Source organism: Phytohabitans aurantiacus (assembly GCF_027923225.1).
Taxonomy (GTDB): domain Bacteria; phylum Actinomycetota; class Actinomycetes; order Mycobacteriales; family Micromonosporaceae; genus Phytohabitans; species Phytohabitans aurantiacus.
This window is the reverse complement of record NZ_BSDI01000026.1, coordinates 48581-75013: the sequence shown is the minus strand read 5'-3', so window position 1 is coordinate 75013 and position 26433 is coordinate 48581. Positions and strand designations below refer to the sequence as shown.

General features: G+C 69.8%; 23 protein-coding genes. 10 read left to right on the top strand and 13 right to left on the bottom strand.

Annotated features, from left to right (window positions below):
* Positions 1–47: 47 nt before the first annotated feature.
* Together QMG73_RS24760 and QMG73_RS24755 are read left to right on the top strand one after the other, a co-directional pair.
* Positions 48–596 (top strand): RNA polymerase sigma factor, encoded by a 549-nt coding sequence (locus QMG73_RS24760; protein ID WP_281899544.1) that lies wholly within the window; start codon positions 48–50, stop codon positions 594–596.
* Entirely contained in the window at positions 589–1464 is an 876-nt protein-coding gene (locus QMG73_RS24755) for a CU044_5270 family protein (protein ID WP_281899477.1), read from the top strand. The genes QMG73_RS24760 and QMG73_RS24755 overlap by 8 nt, the downstream gene beginning before the upstream one ends.
* Here QMG73_RS24755 and QMG73_RS24750 read toward each other — a convergent pair whose 3' ends face one another.
* The 9 genes from QMG73_RS24750 to QMG73_RS24710 all read right to left on the bottom strand — a co-directional run bounded on the left by QMG73_RS24750 (position 1465) and on the right by QMG73_RS24710 (position 12851).
* On the bottom strand, positions 1465–3975 hold the full coding sequence (locus tag QMG73_RS24750) for an exo-rhamnogalacturonan lyase family protein (protein ID WP_281899476.1): 2511 nt from the start codon (positions 3973–3975) through the stop codon (positions 1465–1467).
* Positions 3972–4889 carry a carbohydrate ABC transporter permease gene (locus tag QMG73_RS24745; protein WP_281899474.1) on the bottom strand — a complete coding sequence of 306 codons (918 nt, stop codon included), beginning with the start codon at positions 4887–4889 and terminating at the stop codon, positions 3972–3974. The genes QMG73_RS24750 and QMG73_RS24745 overlap by 4 nt, the downstream gene beginning before the upstream one ends.
* A gap of 13 nt (positions 4890–4902) precedes the next feature.
* Positions 4903–5892 (bottom strand): ABC transporter permease, encoded by a 990-nt coding sequence (locus QMG73_RS24740; RefSeq protein ID WP_281899473.1) that lies wholly within the window; start codon positions 5890–5892, stop codon positions 4903–4905.
* Between the two features lie 63 nt (positions 5893–5955).
* Positions 5956–7497 carry an extracellular solute-binding protein gene (locus QMG73_RS24735; RefSeq protein WP_281899471.1) on the bottom strand — a complete coding sequence of 514 codons (1542 nt, stop codon included), beginning with the start codon at positions 7495–7497 and terminating at the stop codon, positions 5956–5958.
* Positions 7494–8147: a YesL family protein gene (locus QMG73_RS24730; RefSeq protein WP_281899469.1), complete on the bottom strand. Its 654-nt coding sequence runs from the start codon at positions 8145–8147 to the stop codon at positions 7494–7496. Before QMG73_RS24730 ends, QMG73_RS24735 begins: the two co-directional genes overlap by 4 nt.
* 95 nt (positions 8148–8242) lie before the next feature.
* A complete protein-coding gene (locus QMG73_RS24725) occupies positions 8243–8881 on the bottom strand; it encodes a DUF1961 family protein (RefSeq protein ID WP_281899468.1) in 639 nt (212 codons plus the stop codon).
* A gap of 14 nt (positions 8882–8895) precedes the next feature.
* Positions 8896–9936: a LacI family DNA-binding transcriptional regulator gene (locus tag QMG73_RS24720; protein WP_281899466.1), complete on the bottom strand. Its 1041-nt coding sequence runs from the start codon at positions 9934–9936 to the stop codon at positions 8896–8898.
* A 166-nt stretch (positions 9937–10102) separates the two neighbouring features.
* Positions 10103–11017, bottom strand: coding sequence for an aminoglycoside phosphotransferase family protein (locus tag QMG73_RS24715; RefSeq protein WP_281899464.1), 915 nt, complete (start codon positions 11015–11017; stop codon positions 10103–10105).
* A 658-nt stretch (positions 11018–11675) separates the two neighbouring features.
* Complete coding sequence (locus tag QMG73_RS24710) at positions 11676–12851, bottom strand: flavin-containing monooxygenase (RefSeq protein WP_281899462.1); 1176 nt, start codon at positions 12849–12851, stop codon at positions 11676–11678.
* Between the two features lie 75 nt (positions 12852–12926).
* Between QMG73_RS24710 and QMG73_RS24705 the strand changes: the two genes are divergently transcribed.
* Positions 12927–15206, top strand: a complete 2280-nt coding sequence (locus QMG73_RS24705) for a beta-galactosidase (protein WP_281899461.1) — start codon at positions 12927–12929, stop codon at positions 15204–15206.
* Between the two features lie 11 nt (positions 15207–15217).
* On the opposite strand, the gene QMG73_RS24700 is transcribed toward QMG73_RS24705, so the two are convergent.
* Entirely contained in the window at positions 15218–16507 is a 1290-nt protein-coding gene (locus QMG73_RS24700) for a hypothetical protein (protein WP_281899459.1), read from the bottom strand.
* 223 nt (positions 16508–16730) lie between these two features.
* Here QMG73_RS24700 and QMG73_RS24695 point away from each other — a divergent pair, with 223 nt between their 5' ends.
* Positions 16731–18245 (top strand): cellulase family glycosylhydrolase, encoded by a 1515-nt coding sequence (locus QMG73_RS24695; protein ID WP_281899456.1) that lies wholly within the window; start codon positions 16731–16733, stop codon positions 18243–18245.
* Between the two features lie 70 nt (positions 18246–18315).
* Here the strand turns inward: QMG73_RS24695 and QMG73_RS24690 are convergent, their stop codons facing one another.
* Positions 18316–18705, bottom strand: a complete 390-nt coding sequence (locus tag QMG73_RS24690) for a hypothetical protein (protein WP_281899453.1) — start codon at positions 18703–18705, stop codon at positions 18316–18318.
* A 176-nt stretch (positions 18706–18881) separates the two neighbouring features.
* Between QMG73_RS24690 and QMG73_RS24685 the strand changes: the two genes are divergently transcribed.
* From QMG73_RS24685 to QMG73_RS24670, 4 genes are all read left to right on the top strand, one after another.
* Entirely contained in the window at positions 18882–20081 is a 1200-nt protein-coding gene (locus QMG73_RS24685; RefSeq protein ID WP_281899451.1) for a sensor histidine kinase, read from the top strand.
* Positions 20078–20737, top strand: a complete 660-nt coding sequence (locus QMG73_RS24680) for a response regulator (protein ID WP_281899449.1) — start codon at positions 20078–20080, stop codon at positions 20735–20737. Before QMG73_RS24685 ends, QMG73_RS24680 begins: the two co-directional genes overlap by 4 nt.
* Before the next feature lie 75 nt (positions 20738–20812).
* The gene (locus tag QMG73_RS24675; protein WP_281899447.1) at positions 20813–21310 is read left to right on the top strand and encodes a SigE family RNA polymerase sigma factor; all 498 of its coding nucleotides are present in this window, start codon (positions 20813–20815) and stop codon (positions 21308–21310) included.
* Complete coding sequence (locus QMG73_RS24670) at positions 21303–22178, top strand: hypothetical protein (RefSeq protein ID WP_281899446.1); 876 nt, start codon at positions 21303–21305, stop codon at positions 22176–22178. The genes QMG73_RS24675 and QMG73_RS24670 overlap by 8 nt, the downstream gene beginning before the upstream one ends.
* Before the next feature lie 103 nt (positions 22179–22281).
* Here QMG73_RS24670 and QMG73_RS24665 read toward each other — a convergent pair whose 3' ends face one another.
* Both QMG73_RS24665 and QMG73_RS24660 read right to left on the bottom strand, forming a co-directional pair.
* Positions 22282–23616 (bottom strand): GNAT family N-acetyltransferase, encoded by a 1335-nt coding sequence (locus QMG73_RS24665; protein ID WP_281899445.1) that lies wholly within the window; start codon positions 23614–23616, stop codon positions 22282–22284.
* Complete coding sequence (locus QMG73_RS24660) at positions 23613–24347, bottom strand: AraC family transcriptional regulator (RefSeq protein WP_281899444.1); 735 nt, start codon at positions 24345–24347, stop codon at positions 23613–23615. The genes QMG73_RS24665 and QMG73_RS24660 overlap by 4 nt, the downstream gene beginning before the upstream one ends.
* 187 nt (positions 24348–24534) lie before the next feature.
* Between QMG73_RS24660 and QMG73_RS24655 the strand changes: the two genes are divergently transcribed.
* Positions 24535–25203, top strand: a complete 669-nt coding sequence (locus QMG73_RS24655; RefSeq protein ID WP_281899443.1) for an alpha/beta fold hydrolase — start codon at positions 24535–24537, stop codon at positions 25201–25203.
* Positions 25204–25323: 120 nt separating this feature from the next.
* A complete protein-coding gene (locus tag QMG73_RS24650) occupies positions 25324–26382 on the top strand; it encodes a lytic polysaccharide monooxygenase auxiliary activity family 9 protein (RefSeq protein WP_281899441.1) in 1059 nt (352 codons plus the stop codon).
* The last annotated feature ends 51 nt before the right edge of the window (positions 26383–26433 follow it).

The window sequence follows — 26433 nt, the reverse complement described above, 5'->3', positions numbered from 1 at the left end:
GGCTCGAACCGGATCCGCGCGTCCGGCCAAGAAGAGGTAGATGAACGATTTCCGAGGCGTTCGCCGCCGTCTTCGACCGCCACGCGGCCGAGATCTACCGCTACCTGTCGCGGCGGGTCGGCGCTTCGACCGCCGATGACCTGACCGCCGAGACGTTCCTGGTCGCCTTCCGCGAGCGGGCGCGGTACGACGCGAGCCGCCCCGACGCGCGCCCGTGGCTCTACGGCATCGCGACCAACATGCTGCGCGGGCACCACCGCACCGAGGTCCGGCGCTTTCGTGCCTTGGCCAAGGGTGAGGCCGACCCGATCGCGCAGCACGACGCCGACGGCGTACTGGACCGGGTGGCCGCCGGCCAGGCTGGCCGGCGACTGGCCGCCGCGCTCGCCCGGTTGTCGACCGGCGAGCGGGACACGCTGCTGCTGTTCGCCTGGCAGGACCTCGGGTACGGCGAGATCGCCGTGGCCCTCGGCATCCCGATCGGCACGGTCCGTTCCCGGCTCAACAGCGCGCGCAAGCGCCTGCGGTCGGCACTCGCGGACCTCGCCCGGCCCTCCTTCCCGACTTCGACACAGAAACGGATCCAGCATGAGTGAGATCGAACTGCTGCGCCGCATGCGCGGCGACCAGCCGGCAGACGCCGACGCCCTCGCGCGGGCGCGGTTGCGGCTCATGGACGAGGCGCGCGGCGGTTCCGCCGCGATGACCCGGGCCGCGCGGCCTCGGCCTCGGTTCGGCTGGCGGCTGGCCATCGCGGGCGGGCTGTCTCTGGTACTGGCCGCCGGAGTCGCCTTCGCCGTGGCGGGCGGATCATCGGAAGGCGAGCCGCCGACCGGCAGCGCTGTCCGGGACGCCGCCTGGATACTGCGCTCGGCCGCGGTGGCGGCACGACAGGAGCCGGAGCTGGCGGCCAGGCCGGACCAGTTCGTGTACATCGAGACTGTCCAAAAGGGACTGACGCCGAAATTCACCGGCACGGAACGGATGTGGCGCTCCGTCGACGGCACGCGCGACGGGCTCGTGCGGTGGGAGCCGAAGGCGGGCGCGAAGACGGAGGAGCCCGTCGAGGGGTGCGCGACGGACAGCTGCACGCGGTACCCGGGTATCAAGACCACCCTGCCCACCGATCCGGAGGCGATGTGGCAGCACCTGGTCACGCGGGCGGCCGCCGATCCGGTCGCGGACGAGTTCACCATCGCGTTCTGGACGGTCCGGCGGTCGTACGTGACGCCCGCGTCCCGGGCCGCCCTCTTCGAGGCCATGTCCCGGATACCGGGGATCGCCGTGGCCGAGGGCGTGACGGACGCGGCCGGCCGTGCGGGTGTGGCCGTGGAGAGGGACGGCTTCAGCCTGATCTTCGATCCGAAGACCTACGCCTACCTCGGTGACCGTACCGCCGCCGCGGAAGGCTCGGCCCGCGTGCGGACCGCGATCGTGGACCGGTCGGGCGAGCTTCCCCAGTAGTCACCGCGGGACAAGGGCGAGGAGCTGGATCGCCGCGAGCCCGTACTGCGAGGCGTCGTTGGTGCTCACGAACGGCGCCTCGTCGACGGGCATGAGCACGCCCGCGCCCCCGACCCGAGTGAGTGTCCACTGTGGCTCTCGCTGCAACGGGTTGCTGTTGAGCTGGTCGCCCTCGTCGAGGCGGAACTTGCGCCACGCCAGGTCGGCCAGCTCGGCGTCGCCGGTGCGGGCGGCGGCGTACGCGGCGAGGCGGCTGTGCGCCTGGACGAGCGAGATGCCCCGCAGCGCCTGCCCGACCTCGGCCTCCTGCCGTTCGGGCGGGGCGAGGTAGAGGCGGCAGTAGTCGAGCCAGGCGCGTTCGAACTCCGGCAGGCCCAGGTCGAGATCGAGGAGCTCGGCGATCACTTCCGGCAGGCCGAAGACGGCGGACAGGTGCGAGACGCTGATCGTGTCCAGTTGGGTATCGAAGCGGCCGGTGCGGAGGTCGAGCCGCGCCTCGCCGGTGAGGAACCCGTGCGGCAGCGCGCCGATGTCCGCCATCGTGCCGAGCAGGCGATCGCGGGCACGCTCGTCGCCGTGCCGCTCCCAGCGGGTCAGCCAGGCGGCGGCGAGGGAGCCCCAGTCGGTGCCGAGGCTGACCGACAGGGCGTGCGGGTCGGGCACGTACACGTCGGTGCGCACCTTGCGCAGCGGGTCGATGGCGACGAACGTCTCCTCGGGCACGGACAGCTCGTCGAGCAGGTCGCCGGTGCGCTCGTCAGCGGTCAGGTAGTAGTGGAACCGCCGGTAGATCGCGTTGGAGATGCGCAGCTGCTTGCAACTGCACCCCCAGTGCTGCACGTTGTGGCGGCTGCCGAGGCCCTTCCACCGGCCGAGGTGATAGACGTCGACCTCGCCGGTGTGGCGGGTCATCGCCTCCGCGAGCCGGAAGACGTCGGCACGGCCGGTGCGCAGGTACTGATACCACAGCCACAGGTCGGGGGAGAGCTCCGAGTTGTCCCACGCGTACCCGCCGACGTCGTACCGCCACGTGTGCCGGTCCGGGTCGTACGTGTGCATGACGTCGCCGTAGTCCCAGAAGCCGTACCACCGGCGCTGCTCGCGCTGGCGCAGGTAGTAGTCGACGAGGAAGTTGAGGCGCTCCTCGATGTCGCGGTGCCGCGGGTCGGGCAGGCCCCAGGTGCCGAAGACCTTCGCCGCCAGCAGGGTTTCCGGTGCCGCGGCGAGCAGGCCGGGGGAGTCGAGCAGCCGCGCGTGCTCGGCGAGCGCGTCGTGCGAGGGCGTCGCGTCGTGCACGCGCAGGGTGAGCTCGTGGGTGCGGGCGATCCCGTACGGCGTGCCGAAGCCTGGTTCGTAGTCCTCGTACGTGATTTCGAGGCCTTCGAGCTGCTCGGCGAAGGTGTCCTGGCCCATGCCGTCGTGCCAGAACCGCAGGTCCATCGCCGGGGCGCTCGGCGACCACAGCCACACCGTCGCGGTCGCGACATCCGTTGCGGCGCCCCGGATGTCGAGCCGGGTCGGATGCAGCCTCCAGAAGTCACGCAGGCCGAACCCGAGGCCGCCACCGGTCGCGCCGCCGACGTACCCGTAGCCCGGCGAGCGCGTGCCGGAAGGGATGGTGACCCAGGCGTGGCCGGGCGCCGTGCGCTTGCGCAGCAGGAACCCGTCGGCGCTGTTCTGGTCGAGCGTGTAGTCGTTCCACTGTGGAATCAGGTGGAGCCGGCCGGACACCTCGGGATTGGGGATGTCGCCGACGGGGCGGCCGCCCACCTGGTCGGCGCGAGCCTGCTGGCCCGGGTCGCGGCGCAACCCGGTCAGGCCGCGTACCGCCTCGGTCAGGAAGCCCTCCGGTCCCGCCAGGCGGATGTGCCGGTCGTGCGGGAGGTCCCGCATCACCACGTCGGCGCTCAGCCCGAGGCCGGCCAGGAAGTCGCGGTCGGGGTCGCCGTCCCAGACGAAGGTGTGGACGACCCGGACGTCGGTGGCGCCGGCGTAGAAGTACAGCCGGACGCTGAACGGCAACCAGTCGCCGTGCCGCCCTTCGAGGCGTACGACGGCACGCACGGGACCGTCCTGCTCGACGGTTATCCGTTCGACCTCCGCGGTGGTGTGCTGGCCGTCGCGGATGCTGACCGGGCGCACGTCACGCACGACCGTCGTCTGACCGTACTCAATGGACGAAACGAGGTGCGGGCGCCGCAGCGTCCATGTCACCGGCCCGGTGCGGACCTCGAAGCCGTCGCCGGACGGTGTCACCGTGACCGGTGTGGACGGTGCTTCCGGTGAACGCCCGGGGACCACCTCGTAGGTGTCGCGCGGCTCGTCCCGCTGGCCGATCGCGTGCGCCGACCACTTGACCGAGCCGTCCGGCCAGGTGGCGGTGACCCAGCTCTGCAGGGGAGTGCCGTCCGCGAGCGCGAACGGCGTATCCCGTGCGACCGTGCCGCGCGGCCACGGCTGTCCCCAGGTCGTGCCCTGCGAGGCGGGGCCTTCGAGCCAGCGAACCGTCACTCCTTGACCGACCCGATCAGGACGCCCTTCGCGAAGTGCTTCTGCAGGAACGGATACACCAGCAGGATGGGCACCGTCGCGAGCACGATGACGGCGAACTTCAGCCCCTGCTCAGGGAAGAAGGCGTCGGACTGCGTGCCCAGCATGTTCGCCGTGTCGGCGTTCGGCGCGGTGATCTGGCGCACCAGCACCTGGAGTGTCCACTTCTCCTCATCGTTGATGTAGAGCAGCGGCGACATGTAGTCGTTCCAGATGGCGACCGCGTAGAACAGCGAGAACGTCGCGATGACGGGCTTGGACAGCGGCAGCACGATGCGCCAGAACACGCCGATCTCGTTGCAGCCGTCGATCCGCGCCGCCTCTTCGAGGGCCTCCGGCATCTCCTGGAAGAACGCCTTGACGATCAGCAGGTAGAAGGGGTTGATGGCCAGCGGCAGGATCAGCGCCCAGTAGCTGTCGAGCAGTCCGAGCTCGCGCACCACCAGGTAGGTCGGGATCATGCCGCCGCTGAACACCAGCGTGAACAGGACCAGGTTGATGACGAAGACCCGGCCCGGCAGGTGCCGCTTCGACAGCGGGTACGCCATCGTGAGCGTCAGCGCCACCTGGATCACCGTGCCGACGAGCGTGACAATGATGGTGGTGAGCAGCGCGCGGATGAACGTGTCACCGGCGAACATGTAGTCGTACGCGTTGGTGACGAAATTCTCCGGCCACAGGAAAAACGGCCGCGAGTCGATCTCGCCCTCGGACGCGAACGAGCCCGCGAGCACGTAGAGCAGCGGCAGCAGCGTGATGGCCGCGAGCGACAGCAGGATGAGCACGTTGACGACGTCGAACACCCGGCTGCTGACCGAGTCGTAGTGGCGGACGGAGCTTTTGCGGCGGCCCGTGGTGGCCTTCATGACTGCCATGGCACGAGCCTCCTCAGTAGAGCCCGCGCTGGCCGAGGCGCTTGGCCAGCCAGTTCGAGCCGACGATCAGGAACACACCGACCACGCCCTTGAACAGCCCCACCGCGGTGCCGTAGCTGAAGGCGCCCTGGCTGATGCCGACGTAGTACACGTAGGTGTCGAAGACCTCCGCCACCGAGCGGTTCAGCGACGATGTCATGAGCCAGATCTGCTCGAACCCGGTGTCCATGATGTTGCCGGAGGTCAGGATGGCCATCACCACGATCGCCGGCCGGATCGCCGGCAGCGTGATGTGCCACAGCTGGCGCCACCGGCCCGCGCCGTCGACCCGGGCCGCCTCGTACAGCTGAGTGTCCACACTGGCCAGTGCCGCCAGGTAGATGATGGTGCCCCAGCCGGTCTGCTTCCACAGCAGCTGCAGGATGATGAGCGGCCGGAACCACTCCTCCTGGGCCACGTAGTCCGTGCGCTGCCCGCCGAAGATGTCGTTGATGTAGCCGGCGAGCACCCCGAAGTCCGCGGAGAACAGCAGGTACGTCAGCGAAGCCACGATCGTCCAGGACAGGAAGTGCGGGATGTAGATCAGCGACTGCACCGAACGCTTGACGATGTTGACGCGCAACTCGTTGAGCAGCAGGGCCACCACGATCGGCGCCGGGAAGACGAACACGATGGTGAGCAGCGCCAGGATCAGGGTGTTCGTCATGAGGCGGCTGAAGTCGCCGCCGGTGAACAGCTCCTCGAAGTGCTTCAGCCCTACCCACGGGCTACCCGAGTAGCCGAGGAACGGGATGTAGTCCTTGAAGGCGATGTGGAGGCCGTACATCGGCCAGTACTTGAAGACCAGGAAGTACACCACGCCCGGCAGGAGCATCAGGTACAGCCAGCGGTGCCGCAGTAGCAGCGCCAGGCGGCGGGCGGGACTCTTGCGGGTGACGCGCGGGACCCGTGGCTGGGTTTTCGGCGTGTCCGGCGCCACGCCGGGAACCAGATCGGTGGCCACAGCGGCCTCCCATCGAGGAGAGGGAAGGGGCCCGGCTCTGTCGACCGGGCCCCTTCGACATCGTTACTTGGGAAGCTTGGACACCAGGTCGTTGGTCTCCTGGGCCACCTCGGTGCCACCGCTGCTGTACCAGCGCTTGATCTCGGCGCGCAGCTGCTCTTCGGTGATCGCGCCGGACAGGAACTTGATGCGCGCGTCCGGGACGATCAGGTTGAGCGTCTGTCCCTTCTGGACCTGGGTCGGCGCGATGACCGGGAGCGCCGGGTTGTAGACCGCGGTCTTCAGGTCTTCCTTCATCAGCGTGTCGCGCAGGTCGAACAGCTTCTGCGTGGGCTCGTCCGGGTACTTGAACGGGTACTGGCCGAGGCCGACGCTGGCCCGGGTGCCGAGCTGGATGAACGCCTTGTCCACGTCGTTCTGGACGATCTTGACCGCGGGGTCGTCCTGGTTGATCAGCACGGCCTTGCCGTCTTCGAGCTTGTAGTTGCGGCCCTCGATGCCGTTGCTCAGCAGGGCGGAGCCCTCCTTGCCCTGCATCTTGTCCAGCGCCGAGAGGACGTCATCCAGCTGGTCCTCGGTGCGGATCCGCTGCTTCGAGATGGCGACGACGTTGTTGTAGCCGGTGAAGGGCAGCGAGAACTTCTGGCCGTCGGACCTCTTCAGGTTGCCGACCATCGTCACCTTGTCGAAGTCCTTGGGGTTCTTGTCCTTCATGCGGACCGAGAGGTCGGTGCCGCGGACGTTGACGTCGATGATGATGCCGCCCTTGCCCTGGACGAACGGGTCGTTCCAGTTGGCGCTGTCGAGCGTGGCGAAGTCCTTGTTGACAAGGCCCTCGTCGATCCACTTCTTCAGGAAGCGGTTGGCCTGGATGAACTCTTCGGTGTCGAAGCCGGGCACCAGCTTGCCGCCCCGCTCACCCCAGCCGTTGGGGGCGCCGAACCAGGTCTCCATCGTGTCGTACGGGCTGGAGCTGGCGTAGAAGCCGGGCCACTTCGGGATGATCAGGCCGTACGTGTCCTTCTTGCCGTTGCCGTCCGGGTCCTGCTCGGTGAACGCCTTCGCGACGTTGTACAGGTCGTCGACCGACTGCGGTTCCTGCAGGCCGACCTTCGCCAGCCAGTCCTTGCGGATCATCACGGCCGACCGGAGCTCCGGCCGCACCCGGTAGATGCCGAAGATCTTGCCGTTGATCGAGGAGTTGAGCCCGACCCGCTCGCTCGCCGGCTTGAGGTTCGGGTACTTGTCGAGCTTGTCCGTCAGGTCCCAGAAGGCGCCGGCCGTGGCGGCCTGGACGAAGGCCGGGGCCTTCTCGTCGGCGACCAGCAGGTCGGGGATGTTGTTCGACGCGAGCGTGACGTTGAGCTTCTCGCCGTAGTCCGCGTTGGGTACCCAGGTGATGTCGAGCTTCTTGCCGACCACCTTCTGGATGGCCTGCTGCATCTCGCCATTCGGGTCCGGCGCGGTGCCGAACAGGCGGGTCATCACCGTGATGGTGTCGAAGGAGGCCGCCTTCGGCTCATCCTCACCGCAGGCGGCGAGGGTCATGGCTGTGCTCACGGCAAGCGTGGCAGCGGCGAGCCGCCGTCCCTTCGGTATTTTCATGAGATTCCTTTCGCGTGAAGTTTCGCCTCGTTCTCGGCAAAGAAGCGCAGGCAAAGCCAGGTGTCGAGCTGGATCCAGCCGCCAACGGCGAGCACCAGCACGAGGAACGGGAACGTCGTGGACACGAACACGACCGCTGTGAAGACGAACAGCAGCAGTACGGACGAGGCCGGACGGGTGAGGGCGAACAGGGAAGCCTTGGGGAACAACCGCGGGGTCCGCAGGTCGTAGTGGACGGCCATCGGCAGCGCGTACGCCGCGATCACGACCAGGAACCCGAGCGCCACGGCGATGGGGAGCCGCAAGGCCGGGAAGGCGTGGTAGTTGGTGACCAGCAGGCCGATCACCGCGGCCAGCGGGAGGACCAGGACGCTGCCGCGCACGAACTCCCGGCGGTACGCGGAGACGAACTCCGGCCAAGAACGAAACGATTCACCCATGGCCCGACGGCGAGCCAGCGTGTACGCCGCGACCGTGGCCGGGCCGACGCCGAACAGCACGCCACCGGCCAGCGTGAAGAGGATCCAGAACACGTTGAGCTTGGCCGCCCAGGCCACCTCGTCGGCCGCCTCGTAAAGCCTGATCGCCCAGTTGGGCGAGGTCTTCGCACCAGGTGGGGCGAAGATGGGGGGTGAAACTCGTCGCTGCACCGGGGCCTGCCTTGAGACGAGCGGTTAACGGGATCGAAATGTGGTGCGAACGTAGCCCTGAATCGTCTCAATGTCAACGCCCGGAAAGGGCTTCCCTAGCGGGTCTCAAGCTCCGTGACACGGAGGTTCGCGTACTCGCCGATCATGGGTGCCATCTGCCGGAATCCGACCTTGCCGCCGGGCAGCGGAGAGTCGTCGCGCCACTGAAACGACACCAGATCCGCGATCTCGAACGTGATATCACCACTGTGGACAGTGAGGCGCACCGGGTACGGGCCCTGCGCGTCGAGCACCGCCGGCAGCGGGTCCGGCCCTTGCGCGACCAGATGGAAGCCGTAGCTCTTGCGCAGATTGCAGGTGTGTAACTTCCGCTCCGAGGGCCACATCCGGCGGAAGTACGACACGTGGTAGGCGTCCAGGTCACCGTGGTGGTACTGCTCGTAACGCCCTGTGCGCGGTGCGAGGTCGAACAGGTCCTCGCCCTCACGACCTCGCGCGTGGAAGAAGAAGATGCACAGGCCCGGCTCGTGTATCGGCCAGAAGTCCCATTCCACCCTGACGTTCGGGCCGAAGTCGCGCGGGCACCACAGCACGACGTTCGCGTCCTGGCCGTCTTCGGGCGGGCGCAGGCTCTCCAGCCTCAGCCGCCCCCTCGGAAACGACATCGCGCCGTCGCCCTCCAGCCGGAACCCGGCGAGGTCGTCCGGTGAGGCGAGCGGGTTGTGGTACGTCATGCTCCGGGGACTCCTCATCGTTGCCGGGTGGTGGCCCGCGCGACCAGCTCCGGCGTGAAAAGCACCTGCTGATGCCGGTGGTAGGGGTTTGTCGCCTCGTCGATCAGCAGCTCGGCGGCGGTGCGTCCGAGCTGCCGCCGGGGCTGCCGCACCGACGTGAGGGGTACAGCGGCGGCAGCGGCGAAGTCGATGTCGTCGTAACCGACGATGGCCAGGTCGTCGGGCACGCTGATCCCCAGGCTGACGCACTCCTGCAGCAGGCCGAGCGCCAGCAGGTCGTTCGCGCACACCGCCGCCGTCGGCCGCGTCCTGCGGGCCATGCCGGCGATCCGCGCACCCGCGCCGCGGCCCTCCGCGACGGTCAGCGCCTCGGTCTCCACCACCACCAGGTCGTCGCGCGAGCGGCCCGCGGCCACCAGCGCGTGCCCGGCACCCTCGCGCCGGTCGCGCACCTGCCCGATCCGCTCCGGACCGCCGATGTACGCGATCCGCTCGTGCCCGAGATCGAGCAGGTGGTCGGCCGCCAGGCGCCCGCCGAGCACGTCGTCGACCGCCACCGAGCAGCACCTGCCGCCGGCGACGGTGCGATCGACGAAGACCACCGGGGTGCCGTGCTGGGCGAGGTCGCCCAAGGCGGGATCGTCAGCGTCCACCGGCGTTATCAGTACGCCTTGGACGCGCTGCTCCTTGAGCCGGGTCAGGTACGACCGCTCGCGCTCGGCACGCTGGTCGCTGTTGCAGATGAACACCGCGAGGTCGGCCAGCTCAGCGACGTCTTCGATTCCGCGCGCCACGTCGGTGAAGAACGGGTTGGTCGCGTCGAGCATCACGTACGCGAGCACCCGGCTGTGACCGGCGCGCAACTGGCGGGCGGACTCGTTGCGCACGAAGCCGAGCTCGCGCATCGCCTGCTGGACCCTCGCCCTGGTGCGCCCGCTGACCCGTTCGGGACGATTCAGGACATTGGATACGGTGCCCACCGACACGCCCGCCGCGGCGGCGACGTCCTTTACGCTCGCCGGCCGCGTGGCGCCTCCAGCGGCCATCAATACCATGCCCTCGCTCCTCGGTCCGCGCTTAAAACGTGACAGCACACGGAGGCACCGGCGTCGAAGCCGCAACCGGGCTGCGTGGCTCGGGCTGACCAGAACTCTTACGCCACGTGCGCTCTAGGGCCCAGCGGCGGAAGTGCAGCGAATCGTACGCGCAGATTGAAACATTTCACAAGTGCCGGCCAACACAGGCGTCCGCGGCGACGCGAGCCAGGGTGCGCCGGCCCATCCGGCTCATCGTCGGGTTGCTGCGCTCGTAGTACCAGACCACGCCGATCGCCTGCACGAAAGCCCACGCCCGCCCGCGCAGCCATTCGCCGTCGTCGCAGCCGAGGGCGGCGCGCAGCGCCCGCCGAGGCCCGCTGTCCAGCAGGTGCCAGGCGCCGACGAGGTCGAGCGCCGGATCCGCCGGCCCGAAGCCGCCGACATCGAGGACCCCCGCCAGGCGTCCGCCCGACACCAGGACGTTTCCGGGTATCAGATCGCGGTGGGCCATCACATCAGGGGAGTCCCCGCGTGGCAGATTTCGCATGTCCGTCCACAATCGACGGAGAGTGTCGACGTCGAGGAGCCCTTCGCTATTTCGCAGGCACGTTTCTACCCAAGCCTCGTGCGACCGCAGCTCGCCGCCCCTGCCACCGCCGCGGAACGTCCGGCCGCGGGTGTCGATCGCGCGCACGTCCGCGATAAACTCGGCCAGGTCGTGGGCGAACGCCGTCGATTCCGCCGGGTCGTCCGCGGTGGCCGGGGTCCCCGGCACCCAGGTCTGCACCGACCACGGCAGCGGATAGCCCGACCCGGGCTCGCCGAGCGCGACCGGCTCGGGCGTCGGAAACCGGGTGCGGCCGGCCAACTCGCCCGCCGCCTCCGCCTCGGCCCGCAGCCACCGCCGCGTGGCCTCGACCTCGCCGGGCTGAAGCGGCAGCCGCGCCGCGAGCCCGTCACCGAGGCGGAAAATGGCGTTGACCGTCCCCTCCGAGGCGACGCCCCGGATCGCGAGGCCGCGCCACCGCGGAAACTGGTCATGCACCAGCCCCCGAACGGTCTCCAGCGACACGGTCAGCTGGTCCGCGTGCATCCGCATCCCGCGAGCCTAGACAGCCGCGGGTCAGGTTCAGAACCGGTTTTGAGCTGCCGCGATGTCCGCCGCGCTCCAGGCGCGCTGCTCCCGCGGCCGCACTCTCCGCGTTCCCACAAGCCACCCCCGGGGGTGCCTGTGAAGCGCGGAGGGTGCGGCCGCGGGAGCAACGGCCTAGCCCACGACGAACGCCGCGGCAGCTCGGAACCGCCCTGTCCTGCCCGCCGATCAAGGGCAAACGCACGCGCTTGGATCTCTTCTCCGCGCACGTCCGTCCCCAGGCCAGCCCGTGACGGCGTGTCGCCACGCCGCTTCCGCCGATCAAGGGCGTATGCACGTGGTTGGATCTCTTTTCCGCGTGTATTTGCCCTTGATCCATGCGAATGGCCTTGATCGCCGCGCACCGCGCACCGCGCACCGCGCACCGCGCACCGCGCACCGCGCCGCTTCCGCCGATCAAGGGCGTATGCACGTGGTTGGATCGCATTTCCGCGTGCGTTTGCCCTTGATCGATGCGAATGGCCTTGATCGCCGCGCAGGGCGCCCTGCGCGGCGCGCCCTGCGCACCGCGCACCGTGCACACCGTGCGGCGACGTGCCGGCGCCAATCGCTCGAACCCGGCGGTTGGTCCCGGCCGCGGCGTGCGCTTGCCCTTGATCGGCGCTCAAGGGGTGGCCGTGGCGCTTGCTTCTTGCGCTGGTTGGAAGGTGTCGCGGGAGTATGGGGTGTGTCCGGCGTTGTTGCTGTCCACTGTGGATGTTGTCGCGTTGAGGTAGCGGACGAGGGTGGTGACGGCGGCGCGGCCGGCTCGGTTGGCGCCGACCGTCGACTGCGAGGGTCCGAAGCCGATCAGGTGCACGCGCGGCTCGCCGGCGACCTGGGTGCCGGTCGTGCGGATGCCGCCTTGGTCGTTGCGGAGTCCGAGGGCGTCCAGGTGGGTGAGGGCGGCCTTGAAGCCGGTTGCCCACAGGATCGCGTCGACCGGGGTGAATGTGCCGTCGGCCTCGCGGATGCCGCCGGGCTCGATCGCGGTGAACATCGGGCGGCGTTGGAGTGCGCCGCGGTCCCTGGCGGCGAGGGCGTAGGGGGTCCAGGCCAGTCCGGTGTAGGAGACGACGCTGCCGGTGGGGCGGCCGGCTTCGACGTCGGCGGTCACCTTGGCGATGATCTCGCGCCCTTCGACCTCGGGGTTGAAGCCGCCGTCGCGGAAGAACGGTTCGCGGCGGGTGTACCAGAATGTGGTGGCGACCCGGCTGATCTCTTCGAGTTGCTGGAGTGCGGAGATGCCGCCGCCGACCACTGCGACCCGCTGGCCGGCGAACTGGTCGGCGGAGACGTAGTCGCGGGTGTGGGCCTGGAGTCCGGCGAAGGTGTCCTGTCCGGGGTAGTGCGGGCGGACCGGGTTGGTCCAGGTGCCGGTGGCGTTGATGACCGCCCGGGTGCGCCAGGTGCCGTGGCTCGATTCGACGAGCAGGTCACCGTCGGGGTCGGCATCGGCCCGGCGTACGGCGGTGACGGTCACCGGGCGCAGGATGGGCAGGCCGGCGTGGTGCTCGAAGCCGGCGAAGTAGCGCGGCACGGCCGTGCGGCTGGGCTCGTCGGGGTCGATCGGGGGCTTGGGGAACCCGGGCAGGTCGAAGATGCCGTTGACGGTGGCCATCCGCAGCGACTCCCAGCGGTGCCGCCAGGCGCCGCCCGCCGCCGGCTCCGCGTCGAGCACCACGAAGGTCCGCTCGGCGTCCGGGTGCGACAGGGCGCTGGCGAAGCCGCGCCGCTTCAGGTGGTAGGCGGCGGACAGGCCCGCCTGCCCGCCGCCGATGACCACCACGGTTGACCGCATACTCGTCTCAACCGCATGACCATTCATGTATTCCGGCGACGAGCTGTGCGCGCGCTCACGCCCTAGGGTGTGTGGGTGCTCTTGCTCGTGGCCGCGCAGGCCGACATCGCTCCCCTTGCCGTCCCGCGGATGGGGAACGACGAAGACGTACGGCCCGGACTGACGCTGACCAACCGGTTCCTGCGCCGCGACGGGCGGCCGTGGATCCCGGTCTCGGGGGAGATGCACTACAGCCGGGTGCCCCGGGACCGGTGGGAGCAGCGGCTACGGTTCATGCGCTCCGGCGGCGTCACCGTGGTCTCCAGCTACGTGCCCTGGCTGCATCACGTGGAGCGCCGGGGCGCGCCGAGGTTCGACGGCAACCTCGACGTGGCCGCGTTCGTCGACCTGTGCCGCGCGACCGGTCTGGAGGTGGTGCTGCGCATCGGTCCGTGGATCCACGGCGAGATGCGCAACGGCGGCTTCCCGGACTGGGTGCAGCGGGCGCCGGTGGCTCACCGCCGCGATGATCCCGCGTACCTGCGTCTGGTGCGGGAGTGGTTCGGCCAGATCGGTGCGGCGCTGGCCGGGCGGTGTACGCCGGAAAACGTGCTCGCGATCCAGTTGGAGAACGAGCTGTACGACCAGCCGGGCCACCTGTCGACCCTCAAGCGCCTGGCCCGCGAGGCCGGCATGTCGGCTCCACTGTGGACGGCCACCGCGTGGGGCGGCGCCGAACTGCCCACGGAGGAGGTCATGCCGGTCTACGGCGGCTACGGCGACGGGTTCTGGGTCGACGCCGGCGCGCCCTGGGACTCCTCGTTCCGGGAGCACTTCTTCTTCTCGCACACCTGGGACGACCCGGGGATCGGCGCCGACCTGCGCGCCGACGACCGCGGCGCGCAGGCGGAGGCGTCGGAGCTGTTCCCGCCGGCCACCTGCGAGCTCGGCGGTGGGATGGCTACCGCGTACCACCGCCGGCCACGACCGTCCGCATTGGACATCGCGGCCGTGGCGCACTGCAAGATTGGCAACGGTTCGGCGTGGCAGGGCTACTACATGTACGCCGGCGGCACCAACCCGGCGGGCTCGAAGCAGGAGTCCCACGACACCGGCTATCCGAACGACGTGCCGGAGCTCGGGTACGACTTCCATGCCCCGATCGGCGAAGCCGGCACCCTCTCCGCGACCCACGCCGAGCTACGCCGCCAGCACGCGTTCCTCGGCGCGTTCGGAGACCGCCTGGCGCAGCTGCCCAGCAGCCTGCCGGAGATACGGCCCGACGGCGTGGCGGACACCACGACGCTGCGCTGGGCACTGCGTAGCGACGACCGCGGCGGATTCCTGTTCGTGGCCTGGCACCAGCCGCACGTCCCGCTGGCGACGTACGAGGGCGCCCGGTTCGAGGTGACGCTCGAATCCGAGCCGCTCGTGCTTCCGTCGGCGCCGGTCGACATCCCCGCCGGCACCCTCGCCCGCTGGCCCATCGGCCTGGACGTGCAAGGGGTACGCCTCGACTGGGCCACCGCCTCCGCGCTGACCCTGCTGCCCGGCCCGGTGCCGACCCTCGTGCTCTGCGCCGACCCCGGAATCCCCGTAGAGGTGGCCATCGGCGGCACGACCACGCTCGTCCAACCGAGCCGGGAGCCCGTCCGGCTGAGCGGTGACTCAGGCGTACTCGATCTGCTCGTCCTGCCGGCGGCGGACGCCGGCGCGGTATGGGTGGAAGAAGGGCGCCCCGAGCGCCGGCTGCTGCTGTCGCACGACGACCTCGCCTGGGGCGCGGACGGGCGGGTCGTCGCGCGTACGATCCGACCCGCGCCGGACGTGCGGGTCTACGAACCGGCCAAGCGCGGCTTCGCCCCGCTCCCTCTCCAGGGTGACGCGCGCGCCGCCGCCGTCGCCGATGTGCGCGTGACGCCCCAGCGGCCGCCGCACGCCGCCGTACCCCCGAGCTACGGCACGCGGGAGAACCGGCAGTCCGCGCCCGCAGCCGCCGTCTTCGACGAGCTGGCCGCGGTCTACGAGCTGCGCCCGCCCGAGTGGGCCGGCGAGCCGGACCAGGACGCCCTGCTGCGCGTCGACTGGGCCGGCGACGTGGCGCGGCTGCGGGTCGACGGCCGCACCGTCACCGACCGGTACTGGGACGGTTCACAGTGGACCGTCAGCCTCCGTGACGCCGGCTACCGGCCTGGTTCCACGCTCACCCTCCACGTGCTGCCCCTGTCGACGGAGTCCTCCGTCCACCTGCCGCAGGACGCCGCCGCGCGCCTCACCGCAAGCTCGGGGCAGCTCGTGGCCGTCGACGCGGTACGGGTCGAGGCGCGGCGGACCTGGCACGAGGCGCGCACGACCTCTGGACCGGGGTCCTCATGACGGCGAGTGGCTCACAGTTCCCATACGGCGGGCCGGACGGCGCCGGACGCGTCCCGGACGTTCGCCACGAGCAGGCGGTGGTCGGTCAGTTCGACTACCGAGCTGACCGACCAGCCGTCGGGTGTGGTGAGTGACCTGAGCAGACCGTTGTGCCACAAGGAAAGCCGGACGCTGCCGTCCTCGGCCTCGGCCTGAATCACCATCCGGCCGCCGTTGGCGACCGCCACGCCCTTCGCCGAGCGCTCGCCCGCCGCGAGTGGGACCAGAGTGCGTTCGTTGGCGGCGTTCCAGTACGCCGCGCGGGTGCCCTCAGCGTCGGTCACGAACCCGGCGATGCCACCGTCGGCCGCGAGATTGTCGGGCTTGAACCCGGAGGTGCACGCGAGGCCAGCAACCGGTTGCCCAGCGGCGGTGGCCCGCGACAGTTCGACGTTGGTGCCCGGCACCCCGCCCACGTGCCGCACCATGACAAGAGCGACCGTGCCGCCGTCGATGGTGTACCCGCTGGAGACGACGCTGCCGTCGGCGAGTACCGGTGAGACGCACGCCGACCTGAGGAAGTAGGAGCTGACGACGGGCAGGCGCTGCGTGGCGCCGCTGACCCACAGGACCGGCCGCGCGGTGGTGCCCATGCCCACGCCGTCGGTGACCCACACCAGCGCGGTCGCCGGCCCGCCGATGGAGCCGACGGTGCGCCGGTAGCCCGCGTCGAGTTCGGGTGTACCCGCGAGCAGCGTGCGGGTGCCGTCGCGGGTCACCAATTCGGCGTACCCGGACGCGGGCAACTGTGCGGTGTCGGTCGCCACGCCCCACGGCCCGTGCGGACCGACGGCGGTCACGCCCGTGGCGGCGTCACCGATCAGCGTCGAGGACAAACCACTGGCCGACCAGCGCACGGCGCGCGAGACACCGTCCACTGTGACCCGGCCGGCCGCCTCGATGGCGTTGGTGAGCCCGTCTACGACACCGGAGGTCGCGCCGTCCGGCAGCGCGAGCGGCTGGCGGACCCACCCCAGCCGCGGGACGCGCGCCCAACGCTGCGGGGTGCTGACCGTCGATACGGTCCCGTCCGGGTTCGTGACCTGCACCGATGCCGTTCCCGCGATTACACCCAGCGGCGCGGCGTCGACAGCGGTGACGGTGAGCTGCCCGGCCGGCACCGGCATCAGCGTGGCCAGAACAGGGTCAGGGGCGGGGGAGGCGGCGGCCGGAGCGGCACCGGACGCCACGATGACCGTGGCCGACAGGAGAACCGGCAGCACCGACCGCAGGACGGGCAACGCCATCGTCGTCATCGTCACCAGGACAGTCTTGTTGCTGCATGTATAGGTGTCTATACTTCAGCCACCCCAAATCTCGTCACCAAGAAGCGCCCAGGGGCCCATCGTCGAAACGCTTCGAACGACTCAGCGTGACGATCAGTTTGAAAGAGAGGGGATACCTATGCGTTCCCGGGTCAAGAAGGTTGGATCCGCTTTCGTCGGTGTCGTGTTGGCATCCGCCGGGTTTGTGTCCGCTGTGACGATGCGAGCCTCGGCCGATGTGGTGGTCCAGGCGAACGCCTCGCAGCTCGTCGCCGACATGGGGGCGGGCTGGAACCTGGGCAACTCGCTGGAAGCCAACGTCAACGGAGTCCCCAGCGAGACGGCATGGGGCAACCCGGTGGTCACCCAAGCCTTTGTCGACAGAGTGAGAGCGGCGGGTTTCAGAACGATCCGCATCCCGGTCTCCTACCTGTCGCACATAGGGGCCGGGCCGAACTACACGGTCAGTTCCTCCTGGCTGAACAGGATCCAGGAGGTCGTCAACTACGCGTACAACCGGGGCATGTATGTGGTCCTCAACATGCATGGCGACGGCTACAAGAGCGTCACCGGCTCCTGGCTGATCTGCGATTCAGCCAATCAGACGACCATCCGAGACAAGTATCAGAAGGTCTGGCAACAGGTCGCGACCAGGTTCCAAACCTACAACGACCACCTGATCCTCGAATCAATGAACGAGGAATTCGACGGCCAATACGGCAACCCGACCCAGCCGTGCTACTCGAACATCAATTCATACAACCAGATCTTCATCGACACGGTAAGAAGAGCCGGCGGAAACAACAGCTCAAGATGGCTGCTCATCCCCGGTTGGAACACCAACATCGACTACACCACCGGCAACTACGGCTTCGTGATGCCAACCGACCAGTACCGGTCCTCCTCCATCCCGAGCAACGAACGGCGGATCATGATCTCCGTTCACTACTACGACCCGTGGGACTTCACCGGGGAGGAAAACTCCACCATCACCCAGTGGGGCCCGGCCGCGACCAACCCGTCACGGAAGTCGACCTGGGGACAGCAGGACTTCATGGACGCGCAGCTGAAGAAGGTCTACGACAGATTCGTCGTGCAAGGGTATCCAGCATTCGTCGGTGAGTACGGCTCGATCGACAAGACGCCGTTCGACTCCACGAACAACAGGTATCGCGCGGACTTCGCCCGCACCCTGGTGGCGTCCGCCAAGAAATACGGAGCGGCCACCGCGTACTGGGACAACGGCTACAACGGGCAGTACGGGTTCGGGCTGTTCAACCGGAGCGCTGTCACGGTGACCCAGCAGGGCATCATCGACGCCATCATGAGCGGCGTCGGTGGCAGCACACCGCCCACCCCGCCGGTCACCACGCCGCCGCCGACCACCACCCCGCCGAGCACGCCGCCGGCGACGACCACGCCACCACCGGGCGGGCGGTCCTGCTCGGCGTCGTACGCGGTGACCGGTCAGTGGCAGGGCGGTTTCCAGGCCGAGGTGCGGGTGACGGCCGGTAGTTCCGCGATCGGAGGTTGGACGGTGACGTGGACGTTCGCCAACGGCCAGCAGGTCACGCAGTCGTGGAGCGCGACCGTGACCTCCAGTGGCTCGACGGTGACCGCCCGCAACGTCACCTACAACGGTTCTCTCGGCGCGGGTGGCAGTACGACCTTCGGGTTCCTGGCGTCGTGGAACGGCACCAACAGCGTTCCCTCGTTGTCCTGCACAGCCAGCTGAACCGGACCACTGGGTAGGGGCCGGGCGTGCCACGCACGCCCGGCCCGTCAGCTCGGATCAGTCGACCCGGTCACCGGAACGCCGACCGCAGTCGCTTGCTGTTGACGGTCGCGATGACGGCTACCAGGAGCAGGCCGCAGACGACCTGCTCGGCCTTGAGCCACAGGGGGAAGGTGCCGGGCAGCGCGAGAACGGCGGCGATGGCGGCCACCATGACGGCGGAGAGGATACGCAGTCGCCGGTACGCCGAGCGCGAGCCCTTGCCCGCCCGGCTCGCGACGACGGTCATGAGCAGGGCGCTGGCCGCGACGATCGTGCCGCGTACCCATACCGCGGTGTTGACCGCCGCCGCGTCGTGGCGGAGCGCGACGATCGCCGCGAGGGTGGCCAGGCTGATGCCGAGGTACCAGCCGAGGAGCACCTTCACGCGGTGAAAGTGGTTCGGTGTCAGGGTGTCCATGGCGTCCTCACTCTCGAATGGGCAGACTCTCGCAGCGGCGCCGTCTGAAATCGTGCGCCCGCCGGCGCACGGCGAGCATCGGCGCGGGGATGGAACCTGGGTCTCCACCCTGGGGTGGTATGGCATCCACCCACGGTCAGGTCCGCCAGCGCGGTCGCGGCCGTAGTGTTCATGACATGAGCACCGAATCGGCGAGCGTGCCGATGCTCGCCGCCCTCGCCGCATCACGGGCGCAGCGGGAAGCGATGGTGCGCTGGCTGCGTCCGCTGATACCGCTGGTCATGGTCGTTGTGGTGTGGGCGGTGTTGCGGGGCCATCCGCGTCCCGGTCTGAGCGGTCGGAGCCTGGCCGTCTCGCTCGCGCTCGCGGGGTTCGTCCTGGCCGGGCTCGGCGCGCTGGCCACGATGCGTCGCCTCGGTCGCGGTCACCTCGCCGCCGTGGCCGGTCTGCTCGCCGTGTCGACGGCGCTGGCCTGGCTCCAGCCCGACGGGGTGGCCATCGCCGGCGTGTTCCTGGGCCTGTCGCTGTTGGCGCCGCGGTCCCGGGGACATGTGCCGGCCCTGGCGATCGTCGTGACGGTGGTGATCCTGGCGTTCGTGGTGGCGGCCGCCGGCGGCGGACCGGTCACCACGGCCGCGCTCAGCGCGATCACGCTCGGCGCCTTCTACGGGATGATGGTCCTCGCCGTCCGGTTCAGCGAGGCCAACCGGATGGCTGAGCGGCTCCTCGTCGAGCTGACCGAGAGCCGGGCGGCGCAGGCGAGGGCGGCGGGGTTGGCGGAACGGCAGCGGCTCGCGCGGGAGATGCACGACGTACTCGCGCACGCCCTGTCCGGGCTCATGCTGCAGCTGGAGGCCGCCCGCATGCTGGCCGCCGCCGACCCGGGTGACCCGCGGTTGCGGCAGGCCGTCGACCGGGCACACCAGTTGGGCCGGACCGGTCTGATCGAGGCGCGCCGGGCCATCGGTACGCTGCGCGACGACGAACTGCCCGGCCCCGAGCGGCTCGCCGGGCTGGCGGCGCAGTTCGAGCGGGATCGGCGTATTCCCTGCGAGTTGACGGTCGCCGGCACCGCGTACCCGCTCGGTTCCGAGGCCCGCTTGGCGCTGTACCGGGTGGCTCAGGAGGCGCTGACCAACATCGGCAGGCACGCCCACCCCGACCGGGTCGAGCTGCGTGTGGCGTACGAGCCGTCCCGCGTCCGCCTGGTGATCGAGGACTTCGCGGTGGGCGACGGCCCCACGACGGCACCACCGGCCGCCACGGGAGGGTACGGGCTGACCGGCATGCGCGAGCGCGCTGAGCTTCTCGGCGGCACGCTGGCGGCGGGCCCGACGTCCGCGGGCTTCCGGGTCGCGCTGGACCTGCCCCGATGAGCGCCCCGATCCGGGTACTGATCGCAGACGACCAGCGGGTCGTCCGGGAAGGGTTGACGCTGGTACTCGGTCTGCTGGCCGGCGTCGAGGTCGTCGGCACCGCCGCCAACGGTGAGGAGGCGGTCGCTCTGGCCGAAGACCTGCGCCCGGACATCGTGCTGATGGACCTGCGGATGCCCCGGTGCGACGGCGTCGAGGCCACCCGCCAACTGGGCACTCGGGTGCCCGCCAGCAAGGTGATCGTCCTGACCACGTACTCCGACGACCGGTCGGTGCTCGACGCCCTGCGCGCCGGCGCCCGCGGCTACCTGACCAAGGACGCCAGCGGCGACGACATCCGGCAGGCGTTGCGGCGCGTGGCCGACGACCAGGCCGCCATCGACCCGGCCGTGCAACACCACCTGGTGGATGCCCTCACCACTACCCCCGCGGCGCCGCCCGCGCGGTTTCCGGACGGGCTCACCGCCCGCGAGGCCGACGTGTTGTCACTCATAGCCACCGGCCTGTCCAACGCCGAGATCGCCACACACCTGTTCATCAGCGAAGGCACCGTCAAGAGCCACATCAACCATCTATTCGCCAAGATCGATGCCCGCGACCGTGCCCAGGCCGTCACCTACGCCTACCAGCACGGACTGGCCCCACAACCTCCGTAAAAAGGTTGGTGGTCGGAGGCAACCGGACCCGCTGGCCCAGGCGTATGTACTCCGTTCCCATTCGCGGAGGCGCCGATGAGTGACGTCGACGGGTTCGACGAGTTCTACCGAGGCAGCCGGCAACGGCTGCTCGGGTTCGTGTACGTGCTGACCGGAGACCTGGGCGAGGCGCAGGACGCGGTGCAGGAGGCGTTCGTCCGTGCGTGGCAGCGCTGGTCGACGGTCGGTCGTTACGACGACCCCGAGTCCTGGGTACGGGTGGTCGCCTCCCGCATCGCGGTGAGCCGGTGGCGGAGCCTGCGCGGCCGGGCGCGGGCCTACCTGCGGCACGGCGCGGCTGACCCGGTGCCCGCTCCGAGCACCGACACGGTCGAGATCGTCGCGGCCATGCGCCGGCTGCCGGAGGAGCAGCGCGTCGCCCTCGCTCTCTACTACCTGGTGGGTCTCCCGGTCGCGGATGTCGCCCGGGAGACCGGGGTGCCGGTCGGCACCGTCAAGGCTCGCCTGTCCCGCGGCCGCGGCGCGCTCGCCGGCCTGCTCACCGTCGACCTCGAGGAGGCCGCTGATGCGTGATCCCGCGAAGCTTCCCGACCTGATGGCCCGCGACCTCGCGGCGGTGGACTGGCTGGCACCCGGCCAGATCCGCGGCAGGGCTCGGCGGCGCACCATTCGCAACGTCGTGGCGGCGCCGGTCGCCGCGCTGCTGGTCGTGGCGTCGGTGTGGCTGCTGGCCGGGCCGGGTCAGGGTGGTGGCCTGGCTGAGGACCCGGTTGGCGGAAACGGGCCATCCGCCAGCTCGCCTCCCAACTCGCCTTCCAGGCCGGCCGCGAGCCTGCCGGCTGGCTGGTTCGGACCGGAGATCCTCCTGCAGCCGCAGGACGTCGGCCCCGGCTACGAACTGGGCAACGAGAATGCCTACGCTCCCGGCGAGTACCCGGCCTGGCCTTTCGCGGTGGAGCAGTGTGCGGCGTACGCCGGGTTGGGGGTGCGGGCCTTCCTCGGCTACACCTGGATGCGGCACAACACCGTTGCCCGGAGAGCGGACACCGCCACGAAGGGCGACGTCCACGCCGAGCTCAGGAGCTACGCCGGGGTGACGGCCGCGAAACAGGTGGTGTCCGACGCACGCGAGGTCGTGACGGCCTGCCGCGAATACAGCTACGACGGCGGTGAAGGCTCCACCGAGGAGCGACCGGGCAAGGTCGTGCACACCTCCACCATCGTGGACCAGGACTTCGCCGGCGACCAGTCACTGCTGGTCCGGCGCGTGACGCGCGGCGTCGACGCGCGCACCGGCGAACTCCTGCCCGGCAACCAGAGCGTCGGCGTCGAGCTCCTGGCGGTGATACGGGTCCAGGACCGGGTCGAGGTGCTCCAGACCGACCAGGACGATCCGGACCGGCTGCGGGCGATCGCGGCGAAGGCCGGTCAACGGCTCTAAAGAGCCTTTCAGGATCAGACTTTGAGCTACCGCGATGCCCGTCGTGGGCGAGACCGCTGCTCCCGCGGCCTCGCCCTCCGCGGCCACACAACCAGTTCGCCGGTCAGTTGCGGGACCAGACCCGGACCGGTACGCGGGGGAACGCCGTGCTGAGGAACTGCTCGGTGCGGCGGTCGCGAAGCAGGCAGTCCGGCCAGGCGTCGAGCACCTCTGGCAGGGTGCGGTAGCCCAGGGCGAGGTGGAGCAGAGCGCCGGGCGGGATGGCGGCGTGGGTCTGTGGGTCGGTGGATGGGCTGACGGTGCCGCGCGTGGCCGTGACCGCCGTCAGCTCACCGCCGGTGAACTCCAGCCGGGCGGCGTGGCCGTACATGTCGACGGTCAGCGTTGGCTCGGGCCATCGCAGGCCGGCCGCTTGCCAGCGGCGCCGCAGCAGCGGTCGCAGCCGGGCGAGCAGGCCGACCGGGTCGCCGGTGCGGGCGTACCAGCCTCTGGGGCGCCTGGGTACGCCGGGCGGCCCGTACCGCGCCAGTGGGTGGTCCGGGTCGAGCAGGAAGCGCGCCGCGGTGAACGGCTGTTTCGCGGCGGCCTCGTACTGCCGGCCGGCGTCACCGAGGTACGTGTGCATGGCGTCGGCGGCCCGCGGCCAGTCAGCCGGTCGATCGCAGGCCGCGGCGACCACGGTCAGCTCGCCGGTGCCGGACAGCCGCGGGATGTGTACCAGGTATCCGCGAACGTCCGCGCCGTCCACGAGTACGGCCACCGCGCGCCGGGCGATGTCCGCGAGGCGGCGTCCGGCGATCTCGTACCGCCATGCCTCGGCGTCCCGGGAGCAGACCAGGGCGTCGCCGCCGGTGAGCCGCTCGTCGATGCCGGCGAGGCCGGGCGCGTCGGCGACGGTGGCCGGCCGCATCGTCAGGGTGCCGCCGGAGCTGTCCGGCTGACCGTGGCCGGCGATCGGCAGCATGGCGGAGGGCACCGTCGGAGCGCCGTCGTTGGCCAGCGCGTAGTCGTAGCCGAGCCGCCGGTAGAAGTACGGGATTCCCTCGATGACCTGGAGCGGCACCCCGTCGTCCGCGTATCGCTGGTGCAGTTGGGCGAACAGCCGTTCGGTGAGCCTGTTTCCGCGATGCTCCGGCGCGGTGCCGACCAGCTCGATCTGAGCCACCGGCAGCGGGATGCCGGCCAGGCTCCAGTCCTGCCGTAGCCCGACGAGGCTGGCAGCCGGCCGGCCGGTGGTGGTGTCCTCGGCGACCAGGAAGTCGTCGGGTACGACCGAGGGGTGACCGTCCAGGAGGTCTTCGACCCAGGCGGCGATGCCCGGGTGCGGCTGCCCGCCTGTCACCGCCTGAAGCTGCACCGACGCGTGCAGGTGAGCGAGTTCGCGCACGTCGGAGGCTCTGCCGGCCCGGATCTTGTAACGGTCGTGCTCCCTTGTCATACCTTACTTTTAGCAGATCGACCCGAGGTGGTGGTCTGGCGACTGGTGCGATAGCGGCCCGGGGTCGTTCCGATGATGTTGGTGAACGCCGCGATGAAACCGCTGGGGTTGGCCCATCCGCAGGCGTAGGCGGTTTGGGTGGTGTCGTGGCCGTCGGCGAGGAGCACGAGCGCGTGGTAGACGCGTAGCTGCGTGCGCCACTGATAGAAGTTCATGCCGAGTTCGTCGCGGAACAGCCGGCTGAGGGTACGGGTGCTGGCTCCGATCGTCTTCCCGAGTTCGGCCAGCGAGGTGTTGTCTCCCGGCGTCTCGTACAGCATCCGGGCGATGGCTTGCAGTCGGTCGTCCCGTGGCTCCGGCAGGTGCAGTGGCTGTTCGTGTGCCTCGCGGAGCTCATCGACGAGGACTCGAAGGAGGCGAGAGCGCGCGGAGCGGCTGTAGTGAGGCGCTGTGTCGTCGTAGTTGCGCGGGCCGGTCAGGGCGAGCAGGACCTCGCGGGCGAGGTCGGAGGCCAGGAACACGGCGGGATGGTCTGGTATGAGCCGGGCGAGGGACGGCGCGAGAAAGACGATCCGTATGTCGGTGTCGCCATGGGCGCGGTGGTAGTGCGTGAACCCGGCGGGGGTCCAGGCGACCCGGTTGGCGGGAACGATCGACGTGCCGCGCTCGGTGTGAACCGCCAAGATGCCGCTGGCCGCGTAAACCAGGTGTCCCCGTGCGTGCGACTGCACCGCGCTTGTTTCGCCGGATGGCCAGAGGTGACGCCCGCCGGACGGCCAGATATGTGACGTCACACCGGCGATCAGGCGAGGTTGGCGGCGAACAGGCATCGGTTGGCATCCTATCGGTAGTGAGCCACACCGTGATCTGGTGACATTGCCTTCTCGATGACGTGGCTTGAGAGAGAAGGAGAGACGCATGGCGACGTTCGTCCTTGTGCCCGGCGCTTGGAAGGGCTCCTGGTCGTATGAGGCGGTGGTTCCGCTGCTGGAGCGTGCCGGTCATGCCGTTCACGCCCTGACCCTGACCGGCCTGCGGCCAGACGACGACAACGCGACGGCGGCGACCGCCAACCTCGACACGCACGCCAACGACGTATTGCGGGTCCTCGATCGCGCCCACATCACCAGCGCGACGCTGGTCGGCCACAGCTACGCCGGGATGGTGATCTCCGCCGCCGCCGATCGTGCTGACGGCCGGATCTCGCGACTGGTGCATCTCGACGCCTACGTGCCGCGCGACGGCGAGTCGTGCTGGTCGTCAACGAACCAGCACTTCCGGGAGGTCTTCGCCGCCGGCGCCGCGGCCACCGGCTATGCGGTCAGCCCGCCGGACGGCGGCGATCCCCGCCGCCGTCCCCATCCCCTCGCATCGTTCTTGCAAACGATCCGGCTCACAGGCAGGGTGGCCCAGGTCCCCCGTCGGGAGTTCGTCTACTGCTCGGGATGGGAAGACCGGACGCCGTTCGCTGAACTCCGCACCCGGCTCCAAGCCGATCCGGAGTGGCGGGTCCACAACCTCCCAACCGGCCATGACGCGATGCACGAGGCCCCGGAGGCGGTCGCCGCACTACTGCTCGGCGAGTAGATCGTGTAACGCATTCACGTACGTGATTGAATCGGGTAGCATCCACGGCGCGGGAGCCGCAAAGTCGATGCGCAGTCCTCGCCTGCGCGTATGCCCAATCACGAACGTGCTGGAGTAATCATGCAAGTTTCCAAGCGGGCTAGACGGCTCGTCATCAGTGTGGTCGCGGCGGTGGTGGCCGGTTTCACGATGGTCGTCATCACCCAGATCACCCCGGCTTCGGCGCACGGTTCGGTCACCGACCCGCCGTCGCGCAACTACGGATGCTGGGATCGTTGGGGTGACGATCACCTGAACCCCAACATGGCCCAGACCGATCCGATGTGCGCCCAGGCGTGGCAGGCCAACCCGAACACCATGTGGAACTGGAACGGACTGTTCCGGGAGAACGTGGGCGGCAACCACCAGGCCGCGGTGCCGGACGGCCAGCTGTGCAGCGGCGGCCGCACCCAGGGCGGGCTGTACGCGTCGCTCGACGCGATCGGCGCGTGGGTCGCCAAGCCGATCCCGAACAACTTCACCCTGACGATCACGGACGGGGCGCGGCACGGTGCCGACTACCTGCTGATCTACATCACCAAGCAGGGCTTCGACCCGACCACGCAGCCGCTCACGTGGGGGAGCCTGGAGCTGATCCAGCGCACCGGCAGCTACCCCACCACCGGGCTGTACCAGGCCCAGGTGAACGCGGGCAACCGCACCGGGCGGCACGTCATCTACACGATCTGGCAGGCGAGCCACCTCGACCAGCCGTACTACCTGTGCAGCGACGTCATCTTCGGCGGCGGCAGCACCCCGCCGGTCACCACGCCGCCGGTGACCCCGCCGGTGACGACGCCGCCCGTCACGCCGCCGGTCACGACGCCACCGCCGGGCAACGGTGGCTGCACCGCGACGTACAGCAAGACCAGCGAGTGGACCGGCGGCTTCGGCGCCAACGTTTCCGTCACCGCGGGCAGCAGCGCGATCAGCGGATGGACGGTGCGGTGGACCTGGGCCAACGGCCAGAGCATCACCAGTTCCTGGAACGCGACGGTGACGTCGAGCGGCTCTGCCGTGACGGCGGCCAACGCGAGCTACAACGGCCGGTTGAACGCCGGCCAGAGTACGAGTTTCGGGTTCAACGGAGCCTGGAACGGCACGAACACCGCACCAACACTGAGCTGTACAGCCAGCTGAGGTAAAACCGGCGGGGCGGCACCGATACGGTGCCGCCCCGCCGCGTCGGCA

What these genes read in the sequence shown, in the direction of transcription:
- QMG73_RS24755 (WP_281899477.1), top strand. Translation starts at nt 589, where the DNA reads ATGAGTGAGATCGAACTGCTGCGCCGCATGCGCGGCGACCAGCCGGCA.
- QMG73_RS24745 (WP_281899474.1), bottom strand. Translation starts at nt 4,889, where the DNA reads ATGGCAGTCATGAAGGCCACCACGGGCCGCCGCAAAAGCTCCGTCCGC.
- QMG73_RS24735 (WP_281899471.1), bottom strand. Translation starts at nt 7,497, where the DNA reads ATGAAAATACCGAAGGGACGGCGGCTCGCCGCTGCCACGCTTGCCGTG.
- QMG73_RS24725 (WP_281899468.1), bottom strand. Translation starts at nt 8,881, where the DNA reads ATGACGTACCACAACCCGCTCGCCTCACCGGACGACCTCGCCGGGTTC.
- QMG73_RS24720 (WP_281899466.1), bottom strand. Translation starts at nt 9,936, where the DNA reads ATGGTATTGATGGCCGCTGGAGGCGCCACGCGGCCGGCGAGCGTAAAG.
- QMG73_RS24715 (WP_281899464.1), bottom strand. Translation starts at nt 11,017, where the DNA reads ATGCGGATGCACGCGGACCAGCTGACCGTGTCGCTGGAGACCGTTCGG.
- QMG73_RS24710 (WP_281899462.1), bottom strand. Translation starts at nt 12,851, where the DNA reads ATGCGGTCAACCGTGGTGGTCATCGGCGGCGGGCAGGCGGGCCTGTCC.
- QMG73_RS24695 (WP_281899456.1), top strand. Translation starts at nt 16,731, where the DNA reads ATGCGAGCCTCGGCCGATGTGGTGGTCCAGGCGAACGCCTCGCAGCTC.
- QMG73_RS24690 (WP_281899453.1), bottom strand. Translation starts at nt 18,705, where the DNA reads ATGGACACCCTGACACCGAACCACTTTCACCGCGTGAAGGTGCTCCTC.
- QMG73_RS24685 (WP_281899451.1), top strand. Translation starts at nt 18,882, where the DNA reads ATGAGCACCGAATCGGCGAGCGTGCCGATGCTCGCCGCCCTCGCCGCA.
- QMG73_RS24680 (WP_281899449.1), top strand. Translation starts at nt 20,078, where the DNA reads ATGAGCGCCCCGATCCGGGTACTGATCGCAGACGACCAGCGGGTCGTC.
- QMG73_RS24675 (WP_281899447.1), top strand. Translation starts at nt 20,813, where the DNA reads ATGAGTGACGTCGACGGGTTCGACGAGTTCTACCGAGGCAGCCGGCAA.
- QMG73_RS24670 (WP_281899446.1), top strand. Translation starts at nt 21,303, where the DNA reads ATGCGTGATCCCGCGAAGCTTCCCGACCTGATGGCCCGCGACCTCGCG.
- QMG73_RS24665 (WP_281899445.1), bottom strand. Translation starts at nt 23,616, where the DNA reads ATGACAAGGGAGCACGACCGTTACAAGATCCGGGCCGGCAGAGCCTCC.
- QMG73_RS24655 (WP_281899443.1), top strand. Translation starts at nt 24,535, where the DNA reads ATGGCGACGTTCGTCCTTGTGCCCGGCGCTTGGAAGGGCTCCTGGTCG.
- QMG73_RS24650 (WP_281899441.1), top strand. Translation starts at nt 25,324, where the DNA reads ATGCAAGTTTCCAAGCGGGCTAGACGGCTCGTCATCAGTGTGGTCGCG.